At 71.4% G+C, this 25319-nt stretch carries 27 protein-coding genes and 1 riboswitch; of the genes, 13 read left to right on the top strand and 14 right to left on the bottom strand.

Features of this window, described 5'->3' with window-relative positions; all coding sequences use genetic code 11:
• The first annotated feature begins 36 nt into the window (after positions 1 to 36).
• The 6 genes from AC5RUW_RS04185 to AC5RUW_RS04160 all read left to right on the top strand — a co-directional run bounded on the left by AC5RUW_RS04185 (position 37) and on the right by AC5RUW_RS04160 (position 5582).
• Entirely contained in the window at positions 37 to 606 is a 570-nt protein-coding gene (locus tag AC5RUW_RS04185) for a hypothetical protein (RefSeq protein ID WP_494159523.1), read from the top strand.
• Between the two features lie 204 nt (positions 607 to 810).
• Positions 811 to 1266 carry a hypothetical protein gene (locus AC5RUW_RS04180; RefSeq protein WP_494159522.1) on the top strand — a complete coding sequence of 152 codons (456 nt, stop codon included), beginning with the start codon at positions 811 to 813 and terminating at the stop codon, positions 1264 to 1266.
• Positions 1267 to 1501: 235 nt separating this feature from the next.
• Positions 1502 to 1756 carry a phosphoribosylformylglycinamidine synthase subunit PurS gene (gene purS / locus AC5RUW_RS04175; RefSeq protein ID WP_494006579.1) on the top strand — a complete coding sequence of 85 codons (255 nt, stop codon included), beginning with the start codon at positions 1502 to 1504 and terminating at the stop codon, positions 1754 to 1756.
• Entirely contained in the window at positions 1757 to 2527 is a 771-nt protein-coding gene (gene purQ / locus AC5RUW_RS04170; protein ID WP_494159521.1) for a phosphoribosylformylglycinamidine synthase subunit PurQ, read from the top strand.
• Positions 2528 to 4834, top strand: coding sequence for a phosphoribosylformylglycinamidine synthase subunit PurL (gene purL / locus AC5RUW_RS04165; protein WP_494159520.1), 2307 nt, complete (start codon positions 2528 to 2530; stop codon positions 4832 to 4834).
• A 190-nt stretch (positions 4835 to 5024) separates the two neighbouring features.
• Entirely contained in the window at positions 5025 to 5582 is a 558-nt protein-coding gene (locus AC5RUW_RS04160) for a GNAT family N-acetyltransferase (protein WP_494159519.1), read from the top strand.
• Here AC5RUW_RS04160 and AC5RUW_RS04155 read toward each other — a convergent pair.
• Positions 5524 to 6108: a DUF1990 family protein gene (locus AC5RUW_RS04155; RefSeq protein ID WP_494159518.1), complete on the bottom strand. Its 585-nt coding sequence runs from the start codon at positions 6106 to 6108 to the stop codon at positions 5524 to 5526. The genes AC5RUW_RS04160 and AC5RUW_RS04155 overlap by 59 nt on opposite strands.
• Before the next feature lie 117 nt (positions 6109 to 6225).
• Here AC5RUW_RS04155 and AC5RUW_RS04150 point away from each other — a divergent pair, with 117 nt between their 5' ends.
• Positions 6226 to 7065, top strand: coding sequence for a DUF1206 domain-containing protein (locus AC5RUW_RS04150; protein WP_494159517.1), 840 nt, complete (start codon positions 6226 to 6228; stop codon positions 7063 to 7065).
• Between the two features lie 27 nt (positions 7066 to 7092).
• Here AC5RUW_RS04150 and AC5RUW_RS04145 read toward each other — a convergent pair whose 3' ends face one another.
• Complete coding sequence (locus AC5RUW_RS04145) at positions 7093 to 7479, bottom strand: MmcQ/YjbR family DNA-binding protein (RefSeq protein ID WP_494159516.1); 387 nt, start codon at positions 7477 to 7479, stop codon at positions 7093 to 7095.
• A gap of 76 nt (positions 7480 to 7555) precedes the next feature.
• Here AC5RUW_RS04145 and AC5RUW_RS04140 point away from each other — a divergent pair, with 76 nt between their 5' ends.
• Complete coding sequence (locus AC5RUW_RS04140) at positions 7556 to 8383, top strand: DUF1206 domain-containing protein (RefSeq protein WP_494159515.1); 828 nt, start codon at positions 7556 to 7558, stop codon at positions 8381 to 8383.
• Positions 8384 to 8393: 10 nt separating this feature from the next.
• Here the strand turns inward: AC5RUW_RS04140 and AC5RUW_RS04135 are convergent, their stop codons facing one another.
• From AC5RUW_RS04135 to AC5RUW_RS04110, 6 genes are all read right to left on the bottom strand, one after another.
• A complete protein-coding gene (locus AC5RUW_RS04135) occupies positions 8394 to 9644 on the bottom strand; it encodes an acyl-CoA dehydrogenase family protein (RefSeq protein ID WP_494159514.1) in 1251 nt (416 codons plus the stop codon).
• Positions 9641 to 10549 (bottom strand): MetQ/NlpA family ABC transporter substrate-binding protein, encoded by a 909-nt coding sequence (locus tag AC5RUW_RS04130; RefSeq protein WP_494159513.1) that lies wholly within the window; start codon positions 10547 to 10549, stop codon positions 9641 to 9643. Before AC5RUW_RS04130 ends, AC5RUW_RS04135 begins: the two co-directional genes overlap by 4 nt.
• Positions 10550 to 10554: 5 nt before the next feature.
• On the bottom strand, positions 10555 to 12048 hold the full coding sequence (locus AC5RUW_RS04125) for an LLM class flavin-dependent oxidoreductase (RefSeq protein WP_494159512.1): 1494 nt from the start codon (positions 12046 to 12048) through the stop codon (positions 10555 to 10557).
• A 24-nt stretch (positions 12049 to 12072) separates the two neighbouring features.
• On the bottom strand, positions 12073 to 13029 hold the full coding sequence (locus AC5RUW_RS04120) for a MetQ/NlpA family ABC transporter substrate-binding protein (RefSeq protein ID WP_494159511.1): 957 nt from the start codon (positions 13027 to 13029) through the stop codon (positions 12073 to 12075).
• A 135-nt stretch (positions 13030 to 13164) separates the two neighbouring features.
• Positions 13165 to 13830 (bottom strand): methionine ABC transporter permease, encoded by a 666-nt coding sequence (locus tag AC5RUW_RS04115; protein ID WP_494159510.1) that lies wholly within the window; start codon positions 13828 to 13830, stop codon positions 13165 to 13167.
• Positions 13823 to 14674, bottom strand: a complete 852-nt coding sequence (locus AC5RUW_RS04110; RefSeq protein WP_494159509.1) for a methionine ABC transporter ATP-binding protein — start codon at positions 14672 to 14674, stop codon at positions 13823 to 13825. The genes AC5RUW_RS04115 and AC5RUW_RS04110 overlap by 8 nt, the downstream gene beginning before the upstream one ends.
• Before the next feature lie 118 nt (positions 14675 to 14792).
• Positions 14793 to 14890, bottom strand: a riboswitch (SAM riboswitch).
• Positions 14891 to 15079: 189 nt separating this feature from the next.
• On the opposite strand from AC5RUW_RS04110, the gene AC5RUW_RS04105 reads away from it, so the two are divergent.
• The gene (locus tag AC5RUW_RS04105) at positions 15080 to 15718 is read left to right on the top strand and encodes a hypothetical protein (protein WP_494159508.1); all 639 of its coding nucleotides are present in this window, start codon (positions 15080 to 15082) and stop codon (positions 15716 to 15718) included.
• A complete protein-coding gene (locus AC5RUW_RS04100; RefSeq protein WP_494159507.1) occupies positions 15705 to 15938 on the top strand; it encodes a helix-turn-helix domain-containing protein in 234 nt (77 codons plus the stop codon). The genes AC5RUW_RS04105 and AC5RUW_RS04100 overlap by 14 nt, the downstream gene beginning before the upstream one ends.
• 30 nt (positions 15939 to 15968) lie before the next feature.
• Here AC5RUW_RS04100 and AC5RUW_RS04095 read toward each other — a convergent pair whose 3' ends face one another.
• Together AC5RUW_RS04095 and AC5RUW_RS04090 are read right to left on the bottom strand one after the other, a co-directional pair.
• Positions 15969 to 16301, bottom strand: coding sequence for a hypothetical protein (locus AC5RUW_RS04095; RefSeq protein WP_494159506.1), 333 nt, complete (start codon positions 16299 to 16301; stop codon positions 15969 to 15971).
• A 112-nt stretch (positions 16302 to 16413) separates the two neighbouring features.
• Positions 16414 to 16830 (bottom strand): CoA-binding protein, encoded by a 417-nt coding sequence (locus AC5RUW_RS04090; protein ID WP_494159505.1) that lies wholly within the window; start codon positions 16828 to 16830, stop codon positions 16414 to 16416.
• A gap of 182 nt (positions 16831 to 17012) precedes the next feature.
• Between AC5RUW_RS04090 and AC5RUW_RS04085 the strand changes: the two genes are divergently transcribed.
• Both AC5RUW_RS04085 and AC5RUW_RS04080 read left to right on the top strand, forming a co-directional pair.
• Entirely contained in the window at positions 17013 to 17774 is a 762-nt protein-coding gene (locus AC5RUW_RS04085) for a 3-keto-5-aminohexanoate cleavage protein (protein WP_494159504.1), read from the top strand.
• Positions 17775 to 17876: 102 nt separating this feature from the next.
• Positions 17877 to 18413: a GNAT family N-acetyltransferase gene (locus tag AC5RUW_RS04080; protein WP_494159503.1), complete on the top strand. Its 537-nt coding sequence runs from the start codon at positions 17877 to 17879 to the stop codon at positions 18411 to 18413.
• Between the two features lie 16 nt (positions 18414 to 18429).
• Here the strand turns inward: AC5RUW_RS04080 and AC5RUW_RS04075 are convergent, their stop codons facing one another.
• The 3 genes from AC5RUW_RS04075 to AC5RUW_RS04065 form a co-directional block, all read right to left on the bottom strand.
• A complete protein-coding gene (locus AC5RUW_RS04075) occupies positions 18430 to 19203 on the bottom strand; it encodes an alpha/beta fold hydrolase (protein ID WP_494159502.1) in 774 nt (257 codons plus the stop codon).
• Positions 19204 to 19285: 82 nt separating this feature from the next.
• Positions 19286 to 19933 (bottom strand): maleylpyruvate isomerase family mycothiol-dependent enzyme, encoded by a 648-nt coding sequence (locus tag AC5RUW_RS04070; protein WP_494159501.1) that lies wholly within the window; start codon positions 19931 to 19933, stop codon positions 19286 to 19288.
• A gap of 300 nt (positions 19934 to 20233) precedes the next feature.
• Positions 20234 to 23797, bottom strand: a complete 3564-nt coding sequence (locus AC5RUW_RS04065; protein ID WP_494159500.1) for a bifunctional proline dehydrogenase/L-glutamate gamma-semialdehyde dehydrogenase — start codon at positions 23795 to 23797, stop codon at positions 20234 to 20236.
• 130 nt (positions 23798 to 23927) lie between these two features.
• On the opposite strand from AC5RUW_RS04065, the gene AC5RUW_RS04060 reads away from it, so the two are divergent.
• Positions 23928 to 24845, top strand: coding sequence for a LysR family transcriptional regulator (locus tag AC5RUW_RS04060; RefSeq protein WP_494159499.1), 918 nt, complete (start codon positions 23928 to 23930; stop codon positions 24843 to 24845).
• 40 nt (positions 24846 to 24885) lie between these two features.
• Here the strand turns inward: AC5RUW_RS04060 and AC5RUW_RS04055 are convergent, their stop codons facing one another.
• Entirely contained in the window at positions 24886 to 25167 is a 282-nt protein-coding gene (locus AC5RUW_RS04055) for a hypothetical protein (protein ID WP_494159498.1), read from the bottom strand.
• Positions 25168 to 25319: the final 152 nt, after the last annotated feature.

Below are 25319 nucleotides of genomic sequence, written 5' to 3'. Positions count from 1 at the left end.
GGCTGGCCGGACCGACAGATATCGGAGGTCTCAGCCATGAACAGCGCACGCACCCTGGCGGCAACCGCCCTGATCGCCCTGGTCCTGGCCGGCTGCGGAAGCGGCGGCGCCGACACCGGTGACGCCGACTCCGCCTCACCCGCCCCCACCGCATCCTCCGCCGGCACATCGCCCTCCACACCGTCCCCCTCCGCGACGGCCCCGGCGACGGCATCATCCGCACCCGCCGCCACCCTGCCCGCCCAGCAGCCCGGCCCGACGGCGACCGCGGACCTTACCGTCGAGTTCAGCGCCGACGGCGGAACCGTCACGGACACCTATCAGCTCATCTGCGCGGGGGCGGAGCCGCTGCAGGGCGAGGGGGTGCCGGATCCCGCCACGGCCTGCACGCAGCTGGCCGAGCAGGGGGCGGCGCCTTTCACGAACCAGGCCGCCGGGGGCGCGGTCTCCTGCACCCAGCAGATCGCCGGCATGCAGCGGGCCGTGGTCACCGGCAGCGTGGACGGCGAGCCGGTGGAGGCCTCCTTCTCCCTGACCGACGGCTGCCAGATTTCCCGCTGGGAGCAGCTGACCGGCCTGCTGGGCCCGGCCGAGGGAACGCTCTAGCCCGGCGACCTGCCCGCCCGAAGTCAGCCAAGTCACCGCCATGCATATCCTCCGGTCCGCGTTCCGAAGCTCAGGATTGCCAAAAATAGCTAGACAGCCGATATACTTAGCAAGCACCCTTAGCATGCGCTAGTATGAGTAAGGCTACTTACCACCTGTTCTGGACGCAGCGGTTTACCGTCCGGACCTGAACTGGAGGAACAAATGTCGATCGAGGCAACGCCCGAAGGCACGCCCGCCGGCGCCCCCGCGCCGGAGACCTACGTGCCTTGGTGCGACAACTGCGGGACCGACGAATACCTGATCATCGAATCCGTCGAGCCTGCGACCACCGAGGACTCCGCGGAGTTCCTCGAGATCAGCTACACCTGCTCGGAGTGTGACCGCTTCTACGGCCACCCCATCCGCCACTCCCCGCTCTGGGCCCGCCGCCTGGCCGAGGCCCCCGCCGCGGAGGAGATGGTCTACATGCACTGCGGTGAGCCGATGAAGCCGAAGGACGCCCGCACCCTGTCCATCTTTGCCCCGCTGAGCACCGAGGAGTTTGCGGCCGCGCCAGCGGCCGCCTCTCCATCGGACGCCGCCGCCCTGGACAACGTCCGCATGGAAGTCACCGTGCTGCGGTGCGGGTGCGGCTTCCAGATTGAACTGCCCGCCTGAGCCGCATCGGAGAAAGGCCGGACCGCGACGCCGCGGTCCGGCCTTTTGCGTCCGCGGCACCGTCTGCGGCGGGCCCGAAACGCAACCCCGCTCCGCCCCGCGCGAACCGCTCCGCAACACGGCGGGGCGCCGGAACAAAGCTGGCTAGAATGTAGGGGCAAGCTCGCGGAGCGCTGAATCAGCGTGAGACGGCACCATCCGCGGACACCCATACCTTCCTACAGGAGCTGCCCGGATGCCCCGGATCGTTGTCGACGTCATGCCCAAGCCCGAAATCCTCGACCCGCAGGGCAAAGCCATCGCCGGCGCGCTGCCCCGCCTCGGGCTGACCGGTTTCACCTCGGTCCGCCAGGGCAAGCGCTTCGAGCTCACGGTGGACGGCGACGTCACCCCCGAAATCCTTGACCAGGCCCGCACGGCGGCCGCGACCCTGCTCTCCAACCCTGTGATCGAAGACGTCACCCGCGTCGAAGTTCTCCCGGAGGCCTGAGTGAGCACCCCACTGATCGGCGACTTCTCCGTCGCCCCCGACGACGCCGCCCTGCGTTCGGTGCGCATCGGCGTCATCACCTTCCCCGGCACCCTCGATGACCGCGACGCCGCCCGCGCCGTCACCCTCGCCGGCGGCACCGCCGTCGGGCTGTGGCACGCCGAGGCCAACCTGCAGGACGTGGACGCCGTGATCGTGCCCGGCGGGTTCTCCTACGGCGACTACCTGCGGGCCGGGGCCATCTCCCGGTTCGCGCCGCTGATGGAAAAGGTGGTGGACGCCGCGGCCGGCGGCATGCCGGTGCTGGGCATCTGCAACGGCTTCCAGATCCTCACCGAGGCGCACCTGCTGCCCGGTTCCATGATCAAGAACGACCACCTGCGCTTCTCCTGCGCCGATCAGCTGCTGCGCGTGGAGAACAACACCACCGCGTGGACCACCGCCTATGAGCAGGGCGCCGGCATGGTCATCCCGCTGAAGAACCAGGACGGCCAGTACGTGGCCGACGAAAAGACGCTGGACGAGCTCGAAGGCGAAGGCCGGGTGGTGTTCCGCTACGACGGCGAGAACCCCAACGGCTCCCGCCGCGGGATCGCCGGCATCACCAACGCCGCCGGGAACGTCGTCGGCCTGATGCCGCACCCCGAGCACGCCGTCGAGCCCGGCTTCGGGCCCGACTCCTCCGCCTCCGGAACCGTGCCCCTGCGCGGCGGCACCGACGGGCTCGGCGTCTTCACCTCCGTCCTCTCCAAGCTCGTCGAAGGCAAGTAAATGACCGTTTCTGAAAACCTGAGCGTCGGGCAGAAGAAATTCCGCATCGACACCGTCGAGCACGCCGCCGAAACTCCGGACACCGAGCTGCCCTGGGCCGAGCTGGGCCTGAAGGAAGACGAGTTCAACCGCGTCGTCGAGATCCTCGGCCGCCGCCCCACCGCGGCCGAACTGGCGATGTACTCGGTGATGTGGTCCGAGCACTGCTCCTACAAGTCCTCCAAGGTGCACCTGAAGCAGTTCGGCGAGAAGGTCACCGACGAGATGAAGAAGCACCTGCTGGTGGGCATCGGCGAGAACGCCGGCGTCGTCGACATCGGCGACGGCTGGGCGGTGACCTTCAAGGTCGAATCCCACAACCACCCCTCCTTCGTGGAGCCCTACCAGGGCGCCGCGACCGGCGTGGGCGGCATCGTCCGCGACATCATCTCGATGGGCGCCCGCCCAGTCGCGGTGATGGATCCGCTGCGCTTCGGCGCGATCGACCACCCGGACACCGCCCGGCTGGTGCACGGCATCGTCTCCGGCATCGGCGGCTACGGCAACTCCCTGGGCCTGCCGAACATCGGCGGCGAGACCGTCTTCGACTCCGTCTACCAGGGCAACCCGCTGGTCAACGCCCTGGCCGTGGGCGTGATGCGGCACGAGGACATCCGCCTGGCCAACGCCTCCGGCGTCGGCAACAAGGTGGTCCTCTTCGGCGCCCGTACCGGCGGCGACGGCATCGGCGGCGCCTCGGTGCTGGCCTCCGAGTCCTTCGACGACGCGAAACCGTCCAAGCGCCCCGCCGTCCAGGTCGGCGACCCGTTCGCCGAGAAGGTACTCATCGAGTGCTGCCTGGAACTGTTCAAGGCCTCCGTGGTCGAGGGCATCCAGGACCTCGGTGCCGCCGGCATCTCCTGCGCCACCTCCGAGCTGGCCTCCAACGGCGACGGCGGCATGCACGTGGAGCTGACCAAGGTCCTGCTGCGCGATCCCTCCCTGACCCCGGGCGAAATCCTGATGTCCGAGTCGCAGGAACGCATGATGGCCGTGGTCACCCCGGAGAACGTCGAGGCGTTCGAAGCGATCATGGACAAATGGAACGTCGAGTACTCCTGGCTGGGTGAAGTCACCGACACCGGCCGGCTGATCATCGACTGGGACGGCGAGACCATCGTCGACGTCGACCCGCGCACCGTCGCCCACGAGGGCCCGGTCTACAACCGCCCATACACCCGCCCCGAGTGGCTGGACGCCGTGCAGGCGCAGTCCTTCGGCGAGGCGCCCACCGGCCATGACGCGCTGCGTGCCGGCGTGCTGGAGCTGATGGCCTCCCCGAACCTGTGCTCCAAGCGCTGGATCACCGACCAGTACGACCGCTACGTGCAGGGCAACACGGCCCTGGCCATGCCGGACGACGCCGGCGTGATCCGCGTGGACGAAACCACCGGCCTGGGCGTGGCGATCTCCACCGACGCCAACGGCCGCTACGCCTACCTGGACCCCTACGAGGGCGCCCGGCTGGCGCTGGCCGAGTCCTACCGCAACGTTGCCACCACCGGGGCCCGGCCGCTGGCGGTCACCGACTGCCTGAACTTCGGGTCCCCCGAGGACCCCGAGGTCATGTGGCAGTTCGCCGAGGCCGTCCGCGGCCTGGCCGACGGCTGCCGCGAACTGGGCATCCCGGTCACCGGCGGCAACGTCTCCCTGTACAACCAGACCGGCGGCGTGGCCATCCACCCCACCCCGGTGGTGGGCGTGCTGGGCGTGTTCGACGACGTCGCCCGCCGCACGCCGTCGGGCTGGCGTGAGGACGGGCAGGCGATCTACCTGCTCGGCACCACCGGCACCGACCTGGACGGCTCGGAGTGGGCCAACCTGCGCGGACACCTGGGCGGCCGCCCGCCGAAGCTGGACCTGGCGCAGGAGAAGCTGCTCGGCGAACTGCTGATCAACGCCTCCCGCGACGGCATGATCGACGCCGCCCACGACCTTTCCGAGGGCGGCCTCGCCGCCGCGCTGTCCGAGATGGCGCTGCGCTTCAACGTGGGCGCCCGGATCGGCCTGGACGAAATGTGCGAGCGGGACGGCATCGACCTCGGCACCGCCCTGTTCTCCGAGACCCAGGGCCGCGCCGTCGTCGCCGTGCCGCGCAGCGAGGAGGTGCGCTTCAAGGACATGTGCACCGCCCGCGGCTACGCGCACCTGCGCATCGGCGTGGTGGACACCGAAATCGGTGCCCTCGACGTGCAGGGACACTTCGCCCTGCCCCTGGACGAGCTGCGCGAGGCGCACGAGGCGACCCTGCCGAAGCACTTCGGCTGACCCTTCCGGTCCTGCCGAATGCGGCTCCTTTCCCGGCGTTTGTCGGGAAAGGAGCCGTTTTGTGTCTCCGCCGCCGGGCACATCGCCGGTGCACCCCGCACCGCCCGGGCCCGGGGCGGCGGCTTTACGCCGGACGTGAAAGCGCGCGTCCCCGCCCCGCCCGGCCCGGACCGGGAGCCAGAATAGGCGGGTGACCAGCCTGACTTCCGACGCCGCCGGTGCGGGGATCCTCTCCACCGCCCGCCTGGACCTCGCCGCCTTGTCCGAGGCCGACGTCGCCGCCCTGATCGACGGGGTCCGCCGGCCGGACTGGGCCCCCGATTTTCCGCAGCCGATGGACCTCGACGCGGCGCTGACCGTGTTCCGGGAAGGGCTCGCGGCGGCCGGGCCGGGCCCGGGCTACCGGCTGCTGCGCGAGCGGTGCAGCGGGCAGATCATCGGCTCCGCGGGGTTCGCCGGGCTTCCCGCAGCCGGGGCGGTGGAACTGCGGTTCTGCGTGGCCCCCTCACGCCGCGGCCGCGGCTTCGCCGGCGAAGCCGTGGCGGCCCTGGTCCGGGAGGCGCTGGCAGCGCCGGGCATCGACATCATCAGCGCGTACGCGGACACCGCCAACAGCGCCTCCCGGGCGCTGCTGCGGTACGCGGGTTTCCACCCGGCTCCCGCCCCGGCCGGGACGGCGGGGTATGAGCTTAGGGCTGGTCAGTTCCGCCGGCCAATTTCGCCGCCGCCGCGAAATAGCGGCGGGTGATCAGTTCCTGCACGGCTTCGACGGCCGGCCGGCCCATCCGCAGCACCCGGGTCGCCGGGCGGCTGTAGGCGGCCACCGCGAAGGACACCTGCCCCGCCTCGGTCAGCTCGGCATAGAAGCCCTCCTGGCCCGACTCCGGATGACCCGGCAGGGCCTCGTACCCGAAACCGGCGCGCTGCCCACCCACCGGCTGCCCGGCGGCGTCGAGGACCGGCTCGGTGCTCCACAGCACCCGGCAGGGGGCGTACCAGCGCACCGGTCCCGCCCCCACCCCGACGGCGACCACGGCGCCGGGCACGGCCCGCGGGCTGTCCGCGCGGACACGAAGACGAGACCCGCGGTGCAGGTCCCAGCCCAGGATGGCCTCGGCCAGGTGCAGGAAGGCCGCCCCGGGATCGGGTGCGGGCAGGGTCCGGCGCCGCACTGCAATCCGGTATCCGGCAGGCCAGCCGCCCTCCAGGGGCTGCGGCCAGGGCCGGAAGGTGGGCCCGGCGGCGTCGGGGGTCGGTACAGGCATGGCGCTCATGGACCGAGGGTAGCCGCCCGGGCCTCGCCCGTCCCGATGCAATGATGGAAGGAAGCCTGCTGTGTTTCGCGCCAAACACAGCAGGGGCACTGCCAGCGAGCTGATGAGGAGCACCGGATGAACCAGATGGGCAAACGCGCCGGCCGGGAAGCGGCCGGCGCCGCGGAGCAGGCGGCCGAGTCAAGGACGTTCGAACGGCTGGCCCGGGCCGGGCTGGTGGCCACCGGGCTGATCCACGTGGTCATCGGCTTCCTCGCCCTGCAGCTGGCCTTTGGCGGCTCGAAGTCGGAAAACGCGGATCCGAGCGGCGCGGTGGCGCTGCTCGGCGAGCAGCCGGCGGGCGCCTTCCTGCTCTGGTTCTGTCTGCTCGGCTGTTACCTGCTGGCGTTGTACCTGGCGTGCAGCGCGTTCCTCGCCGGCCGGCGAGAGGACGGCACGGACCGGTGGAAGGAGATCGCGAAGATGGGCGGCCCGGCCGTGGTCTATGCCGTGCTGGGCACCACGTTCGCGTCCTTCGCCCTGTCCGGCGGCAGCGACAGCAGTGAGTCCTCGTCCACCTGGTCCGCCCGGCTGTTGTCGGTGCCGGCCGGCCAGTGGCTGCTGGCCGCCGTCGGGATCGGGATCGCCGTGGTCGGCGGCTACTTCGCGTACAAGGGTGTCGCCGGCCGCTTCCGGCGCGACCTCGGCCCCCTGCCCGGGGACCCGTGGCCCCGGGTGGTGACGGTGACCGGAACGGTCGGCTACATCGCCAAGGGCGTTTCCTTGGCGGCGGTCGGCGTCCTGGTGTTCGTCGCCGCCCTGCAGGCGGATCCGGAACAGTCCAGCGGGCTCGACGGCGCGCTGGGCAGCCTGCGCGAGCAGCCCCTGGGGCCGTGGCTGCTCGCCGGGGTGGGCCTGGGACTGATCTGTTACGGCCTCTACGTGGGCATTGTCAAGGCACGGTTCGTGAAACTGTAGCCCGGCGCGAGCCTCCGGCGACGTCGCTCAGCCGCCGGCCAGGCCCCGCCAGCGCAGCATTTCCTGGTCGCGGCGCGGCAGCGAGGCGACCACCAGGTCGTAGGAATCCTCGATCAGGTCCTGCACCAGCCGGTCCTCCAGCGAGCCGGTCAGGTCCAGCTGGTTCCAGTGGGTCTTGTTCATGTGCCAGGCCCCGGTGATTTCCGGATGCGCGGCCCGCAGCTGCACCGCCAGCTCGGGTTCACACTTCAGCGAGACCATGAGCGGGGTCGCGTCGAGGGCACAGAGGGCGAACATCTTGGCCCGGCCCGCCCCGGCCCGTACCTTGAACACGGAGGACTCCGGCCCGAACGGAAAGTCCTCAAAGGCTCCGGGCAGGTCCAGGCACAGCCCGCGCAGTTGGATCGGCAGCATGACCCGACCCTAGCGCCGGCGCCGGGTGCCCCGCCAGACAGGCGCAGGGGCAGCCATACGCCGAAAGGGGGTGCCGGTGGCCCGCAGGGATTCCGCCGCCGCAGGCCGGGCCGACCGGGCCGCCGCCCGGGCCGCCCGCTCCCCCGCCTTCGAGCTGGTCGCCCGGTTCGGCTACGTGGCCAGCGGCCTCACGCACGTGCTGGTCGGGTTCATCGCGCTGCGCATCGCCGGCGGCGGCCCCGGCGTCGCCAGCACCTCCGGAGCGGTGGCCGAGCTTGCCGGCCGCCCGGGGGGCACGCTGCTGATCGCCGCGGGCGCGGCCGGCTGCGCGGCACTGGCCCTGTTCCAGCTGGCCCGCCTGGTGGTCGCCGGCGACACGATGCGCGGCTGGCAGCTGATCAAGGACCGCGTGTCCGACGCCGGCCAGGTCGTGGTCTATGCCGCCGTGGGCGCGATCTTCGCGTCCTTCCTGCTGGGCACCGGGCACGCCGACGGGTCCTCCGGATGGACCGCCCGCCTGCTGGCGGTTCCCGGCGGGCAGCTGGTCCTGGCCGGCGTCGGCGCCGGCGTGCTGGGCGGCGGGCTCTGGTTTCTCTGGGTCGGCATCAGCCGCAGGTTCCGCCGCCAGCTGGTCCGGCTGCGGCACGCCGGGCTGGAGCGGGCCATGGAGCTGGTCGGGCTTCTCGGCTACCTGGCCAAGGGGATCTCCCTGGGCATCATCGGCCTGCTCACCATTACCGCCGCGGTGGCGGCCGACCCTGCCCAGCCGGTCGGCCTCGACGCCGCCCTGCGCACGCTGCGGGACCAGCCGTTCGGCGCCGCGCTGCTGACCGCCGTCGGGTTCGGCCTGATCGCCTACGGGCTCTACATCGGGGTGGTCCGTACCCTGTTCCAGCGGCTGTAGCCGCCCGCTCCTAGGGCTTCCCCGGCGCGTCGCCGATGCTGCCCAGGCCTTCCGGCACGGTTCCGTTGATCTCCCAGTCCCCGATGCCGCGGGCTTTGAACACCGCCGGGTTGTGCGTGGCCACGGTCCTGGCGTTGCGCCAGTGCCGGTCCAAGGCTTTGCCGCGGGACACCGCGGAGGCTCCGGTCACGTCAAAGAGCCCCTGCGCGACGTCGAGCACCAGATCCGGCACGGTCACCTGCGCCCGGTCCACGGCCAGTTCGGCGCGCAGATAGGCCTGGTCAGGGGCCAGCCCCAGCTCCGGGTCCACCGCGGCATCCAGCTCGGCCGCCGCTGCAAGCACAATCGCCTCCGCGGCGGAGGCCTTCGCGGACAGGGTGCCCACCAGCTGCTGGATCAGCGGGTCGTCCCGGAACAGGGCCCCGCTGCCGGTGTTGAAGGTCCGCTTCCGGCCCCTCACCAGGGCGGCGGCGTCACGGACGGCGGCGCGGCCGATGCCGGCCAGCACGGCGAGCAGCACCAGCTGGAAGAAGGCCGCCTCCAGGGTGGTGCCGGCCGCGCCGCGGGGGATCACGTCCTCGTCCGGGACGGGCACGTCCCGGAAATACGCGGTGCCGGTGCCGGTGTGCTGCTGGCCGAAGCCGTCCCAGTCGTCCAGAATCTCCACCCCGTCCGCGTCGGCGGGCACGACGGCGTACTGCCGCCCGTCCACCCCGTCGGTGGTCGCCATGACGGTGATCCAGTCGGCGAAGATGCTGCCGGTGGTGTAGTACTTCTCCCCGCTGAGGATCCAGCCCCGCGGGCCGCGCCGGAGCTTGGTGTTGGTGGTGCCCAGCGCGTTGCCGGTACGTTCGGTGGCGGCGTTGCCGAAGATCTGCCCGGCGGCGATCCGGGGATACCAGCGGGCCTGGAACTCCGCGTCCCCCCGGCCGACGGTTTCCACGAAGGCGAAGTGCGAGCGCAGCAGATGCGCGACGTTGGAGTCCGCCGCCGCGAGCTCCGCCAGCAGCCGGAAGAGCTCTAGATGGCTGGCGCCGTGCCCGCCGTGCTCCGGCGGCAGGCGCAGGGTGCCGAAGCCGGCCTCCCGCAGCCATCTCACCTGCTCGAACGGCAGGGTGCGGGTGCGCTCCCGGTCCGCCGCGCCGTCGGCGATCCGGGCGAAGAGCGGCCGGAAACGGGCGGCGAGCGCCTGGTACCGGGCTTCGGGGCCGGCGGCCGTACGGGCTGCGGCGGGCGCGGCGTCCGTACCGAGGGCGCTCATGCCTGCCGCCACTGGTTCAGTTCGTCCAGCGGGTCCGTGTCCCAGGGTGTGGGCAGCACCCCGCCCATGTACCCGGCAAACCATTCCCGGACTTCCTCGGACTGGTAGGCCTCCTGCAGCACGCGTGCCTTCTCCGTGGCGGCGAAGTCGGCGGTGCCGGCGACGACGCAGCGGAACGGCAGCTGGTTCGCGTCCGCCTCGAAGGCGAGGGCCTGTTCCCGCGTGAGTCCGATTTCGGCGGCGAGACGGATGAAGAGGAACCCGGCGTCGACGTCCGGCAGCGTCTTGGACAGCGACTGCTGGTCCACTTCCACGAACTGCAGGTTCCGCGGATTCGCGGTGATGGTTTCCTGCGAGACCCTGATGACGCCGACTCCCGGTTCCAGGTCGATCAGCCCGGCGTCGCGCAGCAGCACCAGGGCGCGGCCGTTGTTCGCCGGGTCCACCGGCAGCGCGATCCGTGCTCCCTCCGGCAGCTCCTGCAGGGACGGATGCTTCTCGGACCAGATGCCGCCGGGTGAGCCGTAGACATAGAACAACGGCTCGAGGTCCAGGTTCTTGTCGAGGTTGAACTGCTGCAGGTAGGCGCCGTGCTGGAAGAAGTTCGCATCGAATTCGCCGTTAGCCACGGCAAGGTTCGGCTGCACGATGTCCGTCACGTAGGTGGCCTCCAGCGTCCACCCCTGCTCGGCGAGCAGCTTCTCGGCGATTTTGGTCGGTTCCTGGTAGGGCGCGGATTCAGTGACGATCAGGCGGATGCGCTTTTCGTCGGCGGCGGCGGAGCCGAGCCCGCAGCCGGTTGCGGTGGCCAGCGCGGCGGCGCCGACGCCGATAAGGCTGAAGCGCAGGATGTCTCGGCGGGGCAGGTTCCGGCTCTGCGGCGCGGGTCGGGGGAAACGGGGCATGGCAATCAGTCCTGAGCGGTGATGGAAGCAGCGGAAAGGGAAACAGGGTGGCGGTCCTCCTCCGCGGCGGGCCGGGTCTCGGCGGCCGCGGAGGAGGACTCGAAGGCACCGCGCCAACGGGCGGCGGGGTGCCGGTCATTCAGATGCGCGCCGGGATAGTCGGCGCTGCGTCCGAAGACCTTCTCCCGCAGCGTGCCTTCGGCGTACCCGGTCTGGGCGAGGCCGCGGCGGCGCAGTTCCGGCAGGACACCGTCAATGAAGTCGGTGTAGGAGCCGGGCAGGAGGGAATTGATGATGTTGATGCCGTCCACGCCGGCGTCCTGCCAGCGCTCGAGTTCGTCGGCGATCTGTTCCGGGGTGCCCACGATCTGCTGCGCCTCGGTCCGGTACCGGGCGACGTCGGCCAGAGTGGGATTGCGGCCCGGGGTGGAGGCGATGATCGCCTCCAGCACACCCCGGCCGCCTTCGGTTTCGATGTCCCCGACGGGGGTGTCCAGGGGAAGCCCCCCGAAGTCGACGCCGAGCCCGCCACCGATGTGTGCGATGACGGCGTCCAGGTCCAGATACCCGTCCAGGTCCTGCTTCTTCCGCCGTGCCTCGTCCTCGGTGCCGCCCACCACGAAGGAGAGCCCGGTGAAGACCAGGATGTCTTCGGGCAGCCGCCCGGCGTCGGCGGCATGCAGGCGCACGCCGGCGGCCACGGTCGCCGCGTGCTCCGGGTTGGGCGCGAAGATGAACGTGGCCTCCGCGTTGGCGGCGGCGAACCGCTGCCCGCGCCCGGAGCTGCCGGCCTGGAACAGGAACGGGGTGCGCTGCGGCGACGGGGCGACCAGGTGCGGTCCCTCGATCGAGTACCGCGGGCCGCGGTGGTGGATCTTGTGCACCTTCTCCGGATCGGCGTACACGCCGGCCGCCTTGTCGGCGAGCACCGCGCCGTCGTCCCAGGAGCCTTCCCAGAGCTTGTAGGCGGCCTCGACGTATTCGTCCGCCCAGTCGTACCGGTCCGCGTGGGCGGCGAGGCCGTCGCCGCCGAAGTTGCGGTGCGTGTTTTCCAGCACCGAGGTGACGATGTTCCAGCCGATCCGGCCGCCGGAGAGGTGGTCCAGGGTGGAGACCTGCCGGGCGAACTGGAACGGGTGGGACTGCACCACCGACGACGTCGCGGCCAGTCCAATGTGTTCGGTGGCCCCGGCCAGGGCGGCGAGCAGGATCAGCGGGTCATTGGCCGGCACCTGCAGGCCGCGGCGCACATGCGAGGCCCAGCCGCCGTCGTGGTCGCCGTACAGGCCGGCGACGTCGGCGAAGAACAGGGCGTCGAACTTTGCCTCCTCCAGCTGCCGGGCCAGCCCGGTCCAGAAGGCGAGCTCGTTGTACCGGTGCTGCTGCGCGTCGGGGTGCCGCCACTGCCCGCCGCGGATGTGACTGGGCGTGTTCATCAAAAACGCGTTCAGCAGCAGGCGGGGACGGCCCTGCGGAAAGCGCGTGCTGGGGGTGCTCATGGGGTCCTTTCGGGCAGGCACGGGTCAGGCCGCGGCGACGGAGGCGACGGAGGCGGAGAGCTGTTCGAAGGCGGGCAGCGGGTCCTCGTCCCAGGGCAGCTGGAAGAAACCGTCCTGGTAGCCGGCGAAGAACGTCCGGACCTCGTCGCTCTGGACGGCGGTGCGCAGCGCATCGGCGGCCTCGGAGCCGGCGAATTCCCGGGTGCCGGCGAAGATGGAGCGGTACGGGATCTCGTCGTCCTGCTGTTCCTCCGCGATGACGGTGGCCTTCTCGTGGATGCCGGCGTCCACGGCGGTGGACTGGAACATGAACCCGGCGTCCACGTCTTCGAGGGTCTGGCTGAGCGAGAGCTGGTCCACCTCCACGAACTTCAGGTTCCGCGGGTTGGCGGTGATGTCCTGCTGCGAGGCGGTGACCACGGTGACGCCGTCGGCCAGTTCGAGCAGCCCGTGGGCGCGGAGCATGAACAGGGCGCGGCCGTTGTTGGCGGTGTCCACCGGGATGCTGACGGTGGCGCCGTCGGGCAGGTCGGTGACCGCTTTGTGCTTGTAGGAGTAGAGCACCGCCGGGGAGTTGCGGATGTAGAACAGCGGCACCAGGTCCAGCCCCTGGTCCCGGTTGAACTGCGCCAGATAGGCCATGTGCTGGAAGCAGTTGGCGTCCGCCTCGCCGTTCGCCACGGCGATGTTGGGCTGGTTGATGTCGTTGACGAAGGTGGTCTGCAGGTCCCAGCCGGCGTCCTTGAGCAGCCGGGCGGCGATCGTCACCGGCTCTTCGTAGACCTTCACCTGGGAGGAGATCAGCCGGATGGTGCGGCTGTTCCCGGCCGCGGCGCCGCCCAGGCCGCAGGAGGCGAGGGCGGTGGTCGAGGCCGCTGCGGCTCCGGCCGCGGCGAGGTACTTGAGCAGGGTGCGGCGGCTGGTTCCGGGCACGGTGGAGCTGTTTTTGGGTATGTTGAAGTGCGGTGCGTTGAAGTACAAGGTGTCCTCTTCGAAAAGGTGCGGGAAGGGCAGGCGGAATGCGGGGCGGGCCCCGGGGCGGCGCCGTCGGGTTGCTGCGTCAGGCGCCGCCGGGATGCTCCCGTAAAGCGGCGGGCCCGGGTTCGGGCCCCGGATCTAGATGCGTTTGTCCGCGCGGCGGGCCAGCAGGGACCCGGTCAGCTGGACGGCCTGGACCAGCACGATCATCAGCACGATGGCGGTGACCATCAGGCCGGTCTCGTAGCGGTAGTAGCCGTAGCGGATGGCGAAGTCGCCGATCCCGCCGCCGCCCACCAGCCCGGCCATGGCCGAGTAGGAGATGAAGCTGACCGTCATGATCGTGATGGAGCCGATCAGCGCCGGCTTCGCCTCCACCAGCAGGACGTCCCGCACGATCTGGCCGCGGGTGGCGCCCATGGAGCGGGCCGCCTCGACCACGCCGCCGCCGAGCTGGGTGATGTTCTGTTCGGCGAAGCGGGCGAAGTACGGGATGGCGTTGATGGTCAGCGGCACGATGACCGCGGCGGTGCCGATGGTGGTTCCCACGATCAGCCGGGTGAACGGGATGATCGCGATGAGCAGGATCAGGAACGGAAAGGACCGGACCAGGTTCACGGCCGAGTCCAGGATCCGGTGCAGCTTGGGTTTGTGCCCCAGCCCGTTGGGCCCGATCGCGTAGAGCAGCACCCCCAGCGGCGTGCCGAGCAGGACGGCGAGCGGAATGGAGACCAGCAGCATGGTGCCGGTCTCGCCGAGGGCGGCGAGCAGTTCCGGCCAGACTTCGAGGATGCGCTCAAACACCGGCCACCGCCTGGGCGATTGCGGGGGCGGCGGCCCGGACCTTGGGCCGGTCCAGCTCGACGTCGTCGGAGACCAGGTACCGGCCGATCGCCGTCGCCGGGGCGAAGCCGGGCCGGGCCAGTTCGGTGAGGTCGAATTGCTCGACCACGCGCCCGGACTCCATCACCGCCACGTTGTCCGCGATCGCCTTGACCACGTTCATTTCGTGCGTCACCAGGACCACGGTGATCCCGAACTCCCGGTTCACGTCGGTCAGGTACTGCAGCACCGAGGCGGTGGTGCGGGGGTCGACGGCGGAGGTCGGCTCGTCGCAGAGCAGCACCTTCGGGTTGGTGGCCAGCGCCCGGGCGATCGCGACGCGCTGCTTCTGCCCGCCGGAGAGCTTGGCCGGGTAGGTGTCGGCCTTGTCGGCGAGGTCGACGACGTCGAGCGCCTCCGCGGCGCGGCGGCGCCGTTCCGGTCCCGGGACGCCGGCGAACTTCAGCGACAGCTCCACGTTCTGCGCCGCGGTCAGGTTGTTGAGCAGGTTGAAGTGCTGGAAGATCATACCGATCCCGTGCCGGCGGCGGCGCAGCGCCCGGTCGTCCAGCGCGGTCAGGTCCTCGCCGTCCACCCAGACGCGGCCCGATGTCGGGCGTTCCAGCAGGTTGATGTTGCGCAGCAGCGTGGACTTCCCGGCTCCGGAGAAACCGATGATGCCCTGGATGCTGCCGCCGGGAATGGTGAGGCTGACGTCGTCGACGGCGGTGAAGCTGCCTCCGGCCACCGTGAAGGTGGTGCCCACGTTTTCAAGCCGGATGGTGCTGCCTCCGGCTGCGGCGGGGGGCGGATAGGTCTCGCTCATGTGCTCCTCCTAGGCGTTGTGCCCGAAGGAAGGTATGCGTGCGTGCACTGCCGGAACCGGGCCCGGGCGCAGGGCAGCGCCGGGGCAGGGCCGGGAAAGGCGGTGCAGTCTGCTGCCTTCTCCATCGGTCCTGGCATTAGCACCGTGCTTCACCGGCCGGTGAAGGGGTTGCTGCGGCGTCAGCGAGCCAGGTCTCTCAGCCGCTCGGGATGGTTAACGGGACCCATCCTTGCCCGGACCTGCCGGTTTCCGCAAGAGGCGCCCATCGGGGGACGACACATTCCGCCATATGGCGCGCGTCACAGATGTTGCCCTGTCTAGCTTTTTTCCTGCCTCCCTCGACAGGGGCATTCGAGGCGCTTATTGTTTATCAATAACATCGACTATCGATAAACAGGGGGAGTCATGGATACCTCGGAATCAACACGGACCAGCCGGCCGGCGCTGCGACTGGCCGTCGCAGCAGTGTGGACGGCGCTTCTCTTCGCGATGCTGGGTGCTGCCGTCCAAGCCACCATCATCCTGACCGGCCGGGCACTGATGACCTTCGGCGGGGCGGACGGCCGGCTGCCCCTGGATACCCTTCCGCAGCTGCTCCAGGCGAACCTGCATGAGGGAGAGTCCGCCTTCCTGACCGACGTGCCGGTGTGGCTGCGGCTGCTCTGTGCCGGCCCCGGGATCATCCAGGCCCTCACCATCCTCGCCGCGGCGATCCTGGTGACGCGGGTGCTGCGTGGAATTTCCACCGGCGATTCCTTTGCCCCGGGCGTGCGGCGGGCGCTGCGCCGGCTGGCGGCGACACTCTGCGGCGGCGCCCTGCTGAAGGCCGGAGTGGATTTCGCGGCGGTCTCCACCCTGTGGCGTCTGGGCGACCTCACCTCCCCCACGCGCCTGGAGGGTTTCCTCTCGCCCTACCAGGGGCTGGGCTTCGCATGGCCGGCGGTGCCGTGGATGCTGATCCTGCTGGGCATCATCGCCGCAGCACTGGCTGTCGCGTTCCGGGAAGGCGCACGCCTGAAGGAGGACACGATTGGCATCGTCTGAGGACACCGCCTCTCACCGCGTCATCTGTCGGCTCGATGCACTGCTCAAGGCACGCGGGATGACCCTGACTGAGTTGTCCGAACGGACAGGCATCACCATGGCGAACCTGTCCATCCTGAAGAACAACAAAGCCCGGGCCATCCGGTTCAGCACGCTGACCGCCGTCTGTGACGCCCTCAAGGCGAGCCCGGGCGAGCTGTTCGAGGTCGGCCCCCGGTAAAAAGGCCGGGGGCCGACCCCTGCTGCAGCCCTACGAGGAGGCTTTGCCCTCCTGGGCCGGGCTGTCCTCGTCCTCTTCGAGTGCGGGCTGGTCCTCCCGGGCCTCGCCGGAGTCCTCGGGGTCGGTGGCCGGAGGCGCTGAGTTATCCGTTCCGGCGCCGGTGGCGGCGTCGACCTTGTCGTCGGACGCGTCATCGGCCGTGTCGTCGCCGCGCTTTTCCGCTTCCTCCCGCGCCTGCTGCTGCCGCGCTTCCTCGGCGTCCAGGACCAGCTTGTGGGTCACGGCGTCATCGAATTCCGCTTTGCTGCCGGCCAGGTTCTCGCGGGCCTCGTCGATCGGGGGGTTGCCGTGCGCTTCGCTCATGTTTGCCTCCTGGTCAGACTGCAACTGCTCCGGCGGAGGGGCCCGCCGGTTTGGTCCATCCTAGTCAGCGGCCCGGCCACGGCGGGCCGTCGTCCTCCGACCCGGACGTCTGTTACCGCCCGACCCGCGGCGCCTCGATCACCGGGCAGGTGTCCATCACGACGTCGAGGCCGGCGTCGGCGGCGCGCTGCGCGGCGGCCTCGTCGATCACGCCCAGCTGCAGCCAGACGGCCTTCGCTCCAACGGCGATGGCCTGGTCCACCACCGTGCCCACCTTGGACGAGTTGACGAAGCAGTCCACGACGTCGATCTGTCCCGGAACATCCGCCAGGGTGCGGTAGCCCTTTTCGCCGTCGAAGTCCTCGCCTTTGAGGTTCACCGGGACGATCTCCATGCCGAGCCGGTCGCGGACAAACCGCGAGACCCCGACGGCGGTGCGCATCGGGTTGTTGGACAGCCCGACGACGGCCCAGCGGCCCTTGGTGGTGAGCAGCCTTTCAACGGTTTCGGGGTCGTTCACGTGAGCCATGGGGTCTCCTTGCCTCGGTTGCAGATGGTTCCTGCACGGGGGTGCCGTGGTTCGCCCCAGCCTACTGGAGCGTGTCGCGTCGCGTCCCGCCCCGCCGTCGTGCACACTGTCCGCCACGGACCGGGTCGGTCGGCGCGCCGGTCTTCCCGCTTACCGCCCGCTGCGACTTCCCAGGAGGAGCCATGCTCAAGGCCTGCCTGAACGGGCCCCGGCTGCCCGATGAGCATCCGGCCCTGCCGGTCACGGCCGAGCAGCTCGCCAAAGCCGCAGCGGCCGCCGCCGCCGCGGGCGCCGAAGCCGTACACCTGCACGTGAAGGACGCGGCGGGCCGGGACACCTTCGACCCGCTGCTGCATGCCGCGGCGGTCACCGCCGTCCGTGCCCTGGTACCGGAGCTGCCGGTCGGCGTCACCACCGGTGCGTGGGCCGAACCGGATCCTGGCACCCGGGTGCGGCTGATCAGCAGCTGGACGGTGTTGCCGGATTTCGCCTCGGTGAACTGGCACGAGGACGGCGCCGAGGAGGTGGCCGCGGCGCTGCTCGGGCGCGGGATCGGCATCGAAGCCGGGCTCTGGACGCCGGCCGCCGTCGCCGCCTGGCAGCAGTCCGCGCTGCAGTACCGCTGCCTGCGCGTGCTGCTGGAGGCCCAGGATGAGCAGCCGGGGAGCGGTCATAACCGTTCCGGTTCCCCGCCCGACGACGCCGGCGTCGCCTCGGCGAAGCAGCTGCTGGAAGCGCTGGGCCCGGCGGAGCTGCCGGTGCTGCTGCACGGGGAAGGCACCACGGCCTGGCCGGTGCTGCGGTTCGCCCGGCAGCGGGGCCTCGACGTCCGGATCGGACTGGAGGACACCCTGGTGCTGCCGGACGGCACGCCGGCCGCCGACAGTGCGGAGCTGGTCGCGGCGGCCCTCCGGCTGGCCGGTGGCCGCCGGTCCGATCGCTGAGGGCTGGACGGCCGGGGGCGCCGCCCCGCAGCGGACGCCCCCGGGAGCGCTGCCCTCCGGGGCCAAAACCGGAATGGGGGTGCCCCCGGCTAGGCTGCCCCCATGAGCTGGAAGCAGGACCCCACCTTTTGGACGCCCCTGGAGACCGAGCGGCTGCTGCTGCGGCGGCCCGAGGAAACCGACCGCGCCGCGGCGGTGCGCCTGCATTCCGATCCGCGCACCAACGCGCACAATCCCGGTGCGGTCACCGAGTCCGCAGCGGATCGGACCTTCCGGGCGTTTCTGCGCCACTGGCGGGCCGAAGGGTTCGGCTACTGGGCGGTGGCCCTGGCCGGGCAGCCCGAGGAGATCATCGGGTTCACCGGGGTGCGGCTGCTCGACGTCGCCGGGCAGCCGGCGCTGAACCTGTACTACCGCTACGACCCGTCCGCCTGGGGCCGCGGCTACGCCACCGAGGGCGCCGCGGCGGCGGTCCGGCAGGCCCGGCTGCACCTGCCGGAGCTGTCGGTGGTGGCCCGCACAACGGCAGACAACCTCGGCTCGCAGAAGACTGCCTTGGCGGCGGGGCTGGAGCGCCGTCCGGACCTCGACGTCGATCACGGCGCCTGGACCGAAGTCTTCTTCACCGCGCCGGCGTAGCGGGCCGGGCCGGAGCTCAGTCGAGGAACTCCTCGATGGCCGCGGCGAGCGGTTCGTCGGCCACGCCGTGCCAGTCCCCGTCGAGAACCCGCAGTTCCGCGTCGGTGATCGCGTCGGCGGCGTCCCGCGCCCACTGCTGCATCCGCGTATCGCTGCCGGCGCTGACCAGGACCAGCACCGGCACCTTGATGCCGGCCAGCCCCTCCAGCTCGGTGGTTTCGGTGAGCACCAGGTCGTAGGCGATGGTGTGGGCCGCGTCTTCAAACGCGGAGACGTCCATGCCTGCCGCGGTGTGCTCCGGCACCCCGATGGAGCGCTGGAACAGGCGCACCGCCTCCGCCCGCTGCCCGGCGTCGATCAGTGCCTGCAGCTGCTGGCGCAGCCGTTCACCGCCGCCGGCCTCGGAATCCAGCGGCGGTTCCAGCGCCACCACCCGGCTGACGACGGCGGACTGAGCCGCGGTTCGCAGCGCGAGCAGCGCTCCGGAGGAGAAGCCGTAGAGGGCTGCCGACCCCCCAGCCACCTGGATCACGGCGAGCAGATCGTCGACTTCTGAGTTGGGCGTGTACTCCTCGCCGTCACCGCTCTCGCCCTTGCCGCGCCGGTCGTAGGTGTACACCGTGTGGTGCTCCGCCAGCAGATCGGCGAGCGTCGCGGCCACCGACGTGGTCCGGTCCATCAGCACGGGATCCACGATCACCAGCGGCGGCCCGCTGCCCCGCCGCTGCCAGGCGATGGGCACGCCGTCGGCGGAAAGGGCGCGTCCGGAAGCGGTGGCCGAAGTGTCCATGGGAGTGCTCCTGTCCTTGCCCCGGCAAGGCCGCCGGCGCGGTTGGCTGCACTCGAAGGGTAGGAACCGCCCGGTTGGGGGGTCAATGGCTTCCGTGAATTCGGCCGAGCAGGACCGGCAGTCCCGGCCCGTCAAGGTCCTCGAGGTAGGCGCGGCGGCCTGCCATGGCCATCACCAGCGCCAGCGTGGGCCCCGACACCAGCGGGCCGGTGCCCGAACGGAAGGGTCCGTCGTCGGCCTGCAGCCGCAGGCCGTCCGCTGCCGTCCTGCTGTCCACCGCGAAGTTACGGGCGGAAAAGAAGCGCGCCACCGGGGTCAGGGCATCAATCGACGGGGCCCGGGGAAGGCCCAGGGGCCGGCGGATGTCCTGGGCATGGACGAGGACTTCGCCCAGGTATGCGGGCGTGTGGCCGGAGGGCGCCGTCGTGCTTCCGATGACCGCCTGAAACCGGGCGAGCGTGCCGGCCGGGTCCGCGCCGCGGAACTCCTCGAGCCGGTGCTGGTTGTGCAGGTCCGGGCGGAGCCGCGCGCCCGCCATGCTGCGCAGCCACTGCCACCGGGTCAGGCTGGCGGCGGCGACGAGATGCGCGACGACGTCCTCCACGGTCCATCCGGGGCACAACGACGGTGCCCGCCACAGCTCCGGGCTGAGCCCGGCGAGGTCCTCGGCGAGCGCCGCCCGCTCGGCGTGCACCAGGTCCCACAGCTGTTCATCCTCACGACGCCGCATGCCGCTTCCCTTCACATTGGTGTGCGGCAACGTACCACGCGGGGTGTTCAGGGTGTTCGCACCCGGCGGTGGCTGCCTCCGTCTTGATCCCGGCCCACCCCGGCCGGTTTCCCTCCGCTTCCTGACGCACCCCGGCCGGTTTCCCTCCGCTTCACGGCGACCCCCTCCAGTTTGTGCCCCTTCCTCCGGCTCCAACCGGAGGAAGCGGGCGAAGTGGAGGGAAACCCGGGCAAGTGGAGGGAAACCGGCACAGCGGAGGGCCCGGACCGCCGCCGGACCCTCCGCTGTCCCGTCCTTACCTCAGATCAGGTGGTCGGTGAGGTGGTTGGGCGTGCCGAAGCGGTGCGCGGTGATGCTCAGTGCCTGCTCGTGCAGGAACGGCAGCATTTCCACCCGCCCGGCCTCGGTGACCTCCCCGGCGTAGACCGCGACGTCGGGACGCCCGCCGGTCGCGGCGATGGTCTCCGCCCGGTTGCCGCCGATCAGCCGGACCCGGCCGCCGGCCAGGTTGCCCGCGAAGGCCAGCCACGCGGCGTCGTCCTCCGTCCGCAGCTCGACACCCGCCTCCTGAAGCAGGGACCGCGCGGCGGCCGGCAGCGGGGCGGCGGCGGAAACGGTCAGCGGCGCTCCGGCCCGCAGCCCGGCCGCGACCACGCGCAGCAGGTCGGCCACCGGGGCACCGTCGGCCAGCCGCACCGTGACGGGGACGGGCAGGTAGCGAAAGACGTTGCGCTCGGCGGCGAGGCCGGTCACGTCACGGGCCTGCCCGAACTCCTGTTCCCAGGCGGCGGCGTCGCTGGCCAGCGACCGGGCCAGGAAACCTGCCGCGTCCGCGCCGGCAAGCTCGCCGGCCGCCTCAACGAGGGCCTGCAGCTTCGGATCCGGCGTCGCGCCCGGTGCGGCCCCGAGCCCGGAACCGGTGGCCCTGGAGCCGCCAACTCCCCCGGAGCCCCGGTATTCGGCGCGGCGCCAGTCGCCCAGTCCGATGAGGTAGTTCGGCCCGCCGGCCTTGGTGCCGGGGCCGACGGCGGACTTCTTCCAGCCGCCGAACGGCTGGCGCTGCACGATCGCGCCGGTGATGTGCCGGTTCACGTACAGGTTGCCGGCCTGGGCATGCTCCAGCCAGTAGCCGATCTCCGCCGGGTCCAGCGAATGCAGGCCGGCGGTGAGCCCGTAGTCCACCTCGTTCTGCAGGGCGACGGCCTCCTCCAGGGTGTCGGCGGTCATGATGCCCAGCACCGGGCCGAAGTACTCGGTGGTGTGGAATTCGGAGCCGCGGCGCACGCCGGCGCGGATGCCGGGGCTCCACAGCCGGCCGCTGTCGTCAAGCTGCCGCGGCTGCAGCACCCAGTTCTCGCCTTCGCCCAGCTCGGTGAGCCCGCGCAGCAGCTTGCCCTCGGCCGGTTCGATGATCGGGCCCATCTGCGCGGCCGGGTTGGCCGGCCAGTCCACGGTCAGGGAGGACACGGCGTCCACCAGCTGGTCGTGGAAGCGGCGGGAGCGGGCGGTGGAGCCGACCAGGATCACCAGCGACGCGGCGGAGCACTTCTGCCCGGCGTGCCCGAACGCGGAGTAGGCCAGGTCCTTGGCCGCCAGGTCGAAGTCCGCGCTGGGCGTGACGATCAGCGCGTTCTTGCCCGAGGTTTCGGCCAGCAGCGGCAGGTCCGGGCGGAAGGAGCGGAACAGCTCGGCCGTTTCGTACGCGCCGGTGAGGATCAGCCGGTCCACGGCCGGGTGCTCGATCAGCTGCCGGCCCAGGGTGCCTTCGTCCACGTCCATCAGGGCGAGCAGGTCACGGGACACGCCGGCGGCGTCGAGCGCCTCCCACAGCGCCTCGGCGAGCACGGCGCCGCAGCGGCGGGCGGGCCCGGCGGGTTTGAGCACGACGGCGGACCCCGCGGCCAGCGCGGCGAGCGTGGACCCGGCCGGAATGGCGACCGGGAAGTTCCACGGCGGGGTGACCACGGTGAGCCGGGCCGGCACGAACTCCGCACCGTCCACAGCGTCCAGTGCCCTGGCCTGCTCGGCGTAGTAGTGCGCGAAGTCGATCGCCTCCGACACCTCCGGGTCCGCCTGGTCGAGGGTCTTGCCGGTTTCGGCGGCCATGACCTCCAGCAGTTCGGCGCGGCGGGCGGCCAGCGCGTCGCCGGCGGCGTGGAGCACCTCGGCCCGCTGCGCTCCGGTCAGGGCGCCCCAGCCGGCCCCGGCGGACAGGGCCGCGGCGATGCCGGCCTGCAGCTGTTCGCCGGTGTCGACGGCGGCCGCGGCGATGGTGGCCGCCCCTGCCTCGCTGCCCGGCACGCGGGCCAGGATCTGCCCGCCCCAGGCACGGTTGGCGGCGACGGCGGGGTCGGTGTCCGGGGTGTTCTCGAACCGGTCCCGGGGCGCCGGGGCCTGCGGACGGGTGCGGTCCTGCCGGCGGGCGGGCTCGGGCACCTCGGCGTCGAGGGCGGCCAGGGAGGTGAGGAAGCGCTGCTTCTCCCGCTCGAACAGCTCCTCGTTGGCGGCCAGCTCGAACACCGCGGACATGAAGTTCTCGGAGCTGGCGCCTTCCTCCAGCCGCCGGATCAGGTAGGCGATGGCGACGTCGAACTCCTGCGGGCGGACCACCGGGGTGTACAGCAGCAGCCCGCCGACGTCGCGGCGCACCGCCTCGGCCTGGCCGGTGGCCATGCCGAGCAGCATCTCGAAGTCGATGCCGTCCCGGACACCGCGTTCGCCGGCGAGCAGCCAGGCCCAGGCGATGTCGAACAGGTTGTGCCCGGCGACGCCGATCCGCACATTGGCGGTGTGTTCGGGGCGCAGGGCGTAGTTCAGCACCCGCTTGTAGTTGGTGTCGGTCTCGGCCTTGCTGCCCCAGGTGGCCAGCGGCCAGCCGTGCAGTTCGGCCTCCACCTGCTCCATCGGCAGGTTGGCGCCCTTGACCACGCGCACCTTGATCGGCGCTCCGCCGGAGGCGCGGCGGGCGGCGGCCCATTCCTGCAGCCGGATCATGGCGGACAGCGCGTCCGGCAGGTAGGCCTGCAGCACGATGCCGGCCTCGAGGTTCCGGAACCGGGGCTGGTCCAGGATGCGGGTGAAGACCTCCACGGTGAGGTCCAGCTCCTTATATTCCTCCATGTCCAGGTTGATGAACTTGGGGGTGGGCGCGGCGGCGGCCTGCTCGTAGAGCGGGGCCAGGTGCTCGACGACGTCGGCGGCGGCCTCGTCGAAGGCCCACGGTGAGTGCGGGGCGACCGTGGAGGAGACCTTGATGGAGACGTAGTCGACATCGTCGCGGGCCAGCAGCCGGTGCGTGCCCTCGAGCCGGCGGCCGGCCTCGCGGGTGCCGAGCACGGCCTCGCCGAGCAGGTTCACGTTCAGGCGGATGCCTTCGCGGCGGATCTTCGCGATGGAGCGGCCGAGCCGCCGGTCGGTGGCGTCCACGATCAGATGCCCGACCATGCGCCGCAGCGCGGCCCGGGCGGCGGGGATGACGACGCCGGGCAACACCGGGGCGACGGCGCCGCCGGTGCGGACGGCGGCGCGCAGGTACCAGGGCAGGAAGGCGGGCACCTGCGGGGCCAGGCGGCGCAGGTTGCGGGCCGCCACGGCTTTGTCTTCGGGGCGGATCACGCCGTCCACGAAACCGACGGTGAAGTCCAGTCCGCCCGGGTCCCGGAGCACGCCGGCCAGCTGGGCGGCGGAGCGGTCCACGGGGTAGCCGGCGGCCTCGGTGAGCCAGCGGCGGACCAGGGCGGCGGCTTCATCGGCCAGGTGGGTGGGCAGCGCGTCGTCCGGCGTCGAGGCGGCCGGGATGCGGCTGCCGCCGTCCGGCGCGGACACGGTGGTGCCGGAGCCCGGAGGGGTGGGGAGAGTGGTCATGGCGACGCTCCGATACTGGTTCATGGGGAACGGCGGTACCCGTTACCAGCCCACTATGCGCCCTCCGGGGCGTTGGATAAAGTGATGTTTTCCGAGGTTTATCCGTTGGTTTTCCTGAAGGGTGCCAGGCGTGTTGGATGTCCGGCGGCTCCGCCTGCTGCGCGAGCTGAAACTGCACGGCACGCTGGCCGCGGTGGCCGACGTCGTGCGGCTCAGCCCGTCCTCGGTTTCCCAGCAGCTGGCCCTGCTGGAGAAGGAGGCCGGGGTGCCCCTGCTGCGCCGCGCCGGGCGCCTCGTCCAGCTCACACCGCAGGCGGAGATCCTGGTGGAGCACACCGCGGAGCTGGTGCGGGTCCTGGAGCGGGCCGAAGCGGACCTGGCCGCCTCCCTGACCGAGGTCACGGGCACGGTCCGGGTGGCGGTCTTCCAGTCCGCGGCCCTGGCCCTGATGCCCGGCACCCTGACCGCCATGGCGCAGCGGCACCCTTCGGTACGGCTGGAAATGGTCCAGCGTGAGCCTGAGACGGCGCTGCGGGAAACCTGGCAGCGGGAGTTTGACCTCGTGGTCGCGGAGCACTATCCCGGTCACGCCGCGGCGCACCACCCCGAGCTGGATCGGCGGGCGCTGACCAGTGACGCGATCCGGCTGGCGGTCCCGCCGTCCTGGACGCCGCAGCCGATCAGCACGCTGGAGGATCTGCGGGAGATCGGCGGTGATGCGGCGTGGGTGATGGAACCGCGCGGCACGGCGTCCCGGCACTGGGCCGAGCAGATCTGCCGGCAGGCCGGCTTCGAGCCCGACGTACGGTTCGAGACGGCGGACCTTCAGGCCCAGACCCGGCTGGTCGCCTCAGGCAACGCGGTGAGCTTCATGCCGGACCTGCTTTGGGCGGGAGGCTCCTCGCCCTGCCTCCTGCTTGACCTGCCCGGGGATCCCCGGCGGACCATCTTCACCTCCGTGCGGGAGGCCGGGGCAGCGAATCCTGCCGTGGCGGCGGTCCGGTCCGTACTGGAGGAGGCGGCGGCGCTGGTTTTCGCTCCGGCGTGATTCCGGGCGGCAGGGCGGCGCCTGGCCGCCGGTTCTGCGGTCAGTTGCCGGCGTCGTAGGTCCCGGTGTAGCTGCCCGCGGCCTGCGGGCGGCGGGCTCCGGTGACGTAGCCGGCGGGGACGGCGGCGCGGCGTCCGCCGGTGTAGTTGCCGCCCGAGGCAGCCGGGCGGCGGGCCCCGTCGAAGCGGGCGGTGTAGCTGCCGCCGAGGGGGAAGGCGCAGCGGGCTTCGCGGGCGGAGACGGGTGCGGCCTGTCCGGCGGAGGCGGGGGCCTCCTCGCAGAGGACGGGCGCGGCGTCGTTGCGGGTGATGGTGAAAGTCATTGGTGCTCCTTGAAGACGGCAGCACGGCATCACCGTCTGGCCGACGGTGGCGTGCAAAAGGCTGTTCGCGGCCGGCTCGGTTGAGCCGGTCACCCGCGGCCGCCGCAGGAAGCGGCGAATCATCGACGGGTCTGCGCAGTCAGTGCTGCGGG

This window comes from Arthrobacter sp. Y3222053 (assembly GCF_059092805.1).
This window is presented reverse-complemented; position numbering and strand designations above follow the sequence as displayed.

What these genes read in the sequence shown, in the direction of transcription:
- AC5RUW_RS04075 (WP_494159502.1), bottom strand. Translation starts at nt 19,203, where the DNA reads ATGGACACTTCGGCCACCGCTTCCGGACGCGCCCTTTCCGCCGACGGC.
- AC5RUW_RS04055 (WP_494159498.1), bottom strand. Translation starts at nt 25,167, where the DNA reads ATGACTTTCACCATCACCCGCAACGACGCCGCGCCCGTCCTCTGCGAG.
- AC5RUW_RS04080 (WP_494159503.1), top strand. Translation starts at nt 17,877, where the DNA reads ATGAGCTGGAAGCAGGACCCCACCTTTTGGACGCCCCTGGAGACCGAG.
- AC5RUW_RS04095 (WP_494159506.1), bottom strand. Translation starts at nt 16,301, where the DNA reads ATGAGCGAAGCGCACGGCAACCCCCCGATCGACGAGGCCCGCGAGAAC.
- AC5RUW_RS04135 (WP_494159514.1), bottom strand. Translation starts at nt 9,644, where the DNA reads ATGAGCGCCCTCGGTACGGACGCCGCGCCCGCCGCAGCCCGTACGGCC.
- AC5RUW_RS04145 (WP_494159516.1), bottom strand. Translation starts at nt 7,479, where the DNA reads ATGCTGCCGATCCAACTGCGCGGGCTGTGCCTGGACCTGCCCGGAGCC.
- AC5RUW_RS04185 (WP_494159523.1), top strand. Translation starts at nt 37, where the DNA reads ATGAACAGCGCACGCACCCTGGCGGCAACCGCCCTGATCGCCCTGGTC.
- AC5RUW_RS04090 (WP_494159505.1), bottom strand. Translation starts at nt 16,830, where the DNA reads ATGGCTCACGTGAACGACCCCGAAACCGTTGAAAGGCTGCTCACCACC.
- AC5RUW_RS04125 (WP_494159512.1), bottom strand. Translation starts at nt 12,048, where the DNA reads ATGAGCACCCCCAGCACGCGCTTTCCGCAGGGCCGTCCCCGCCTGCTG.
- AC5RUW_RS04180 (WP_494159522.1), top strand. Translation starts at nt 811, where the DNA reads ATGTCGATCGAGGCAACGCCCGAAGGCACGCCCGCCGGCGCCCCCGCG.
- purL (WP_494159520.1), top strand. Translation starts at nt 2,528, where the DNA reads ATGACCGTTTCTGAAAACCTGAGCGTCGGGCAGAAGAAATTCCGCATC.
- AC5RUW_RS04150 (WP_494159517.1), top strand. Translation starts at nt 6,226, where the DNA reads ATGAACCAGATGGGCAAACGCGCCGGCCGGGAAGCGGCCGGCGCCGCG.
- AC5RUW_RS04130 (WP_494159513.1), bottom strand. Translation starts at nt 10,549, where the DNA reads ATGCCCCGTTTCCCCCGACCCGCGCCGCAGAGCCGGAACCTGCCCCGC.
- AC5RUW_RS04110 (WP_494159509.1), bottom strand. Translation starts at nt 14,674, where the DNA reads ATGAGCGAGACCTATCCGCCCCCCGCCGCAGCCGGAGGCAGCACCATC.
- AC5RUW_RS04085 (WP_494159504.1), top strand. Translation starts at nt 17,013, where the DNA reads ATGCTCAAGGCCTGCCTGAACGGGCCCCGGCTGCCCGATGAGCATCCG.
- AC5RUW_RS04065 (WP_494159500.1), bottom strand. Translation starts at nt 23,797, where the DNA reads ATGACCACTCTCCCCACCCCTCCGGGCTCCGGCACCACCGTGTCCGCG.
- AC5RUW_RS04105 (WP_494159508.1), top strand. Translation starts at nt 15,080, where the DNA reads ATGGATACCTCGGAATCAACACGGACCAGCCGGCCGGCGCTGCGACTG.
- purS (WP_494006579.1), top strand. Translation starts at nt 1,502, where the DNA reads ATGCCCCGGATCGTTGTCGACGTCATGCCCAAGCCCGAAATCCTCGAC.
- AC5RUW_RS04155 (WP_494159518.1), bottom strand. Translation starts at nt 6,108, where the DNA reads ATGAGCGCCATGCCTGTACCGACCCCCGACGCCGCCGGGCCCACCTTC.
- AC5RUW_RS04070 (WP_494159501.1), bottom strand. Translation starts at nt 19,933, where the DNA reads ATGCGGCGTCGTGAGGATGAACAGCTGTGGGACCTGGTGCACGCCGAG.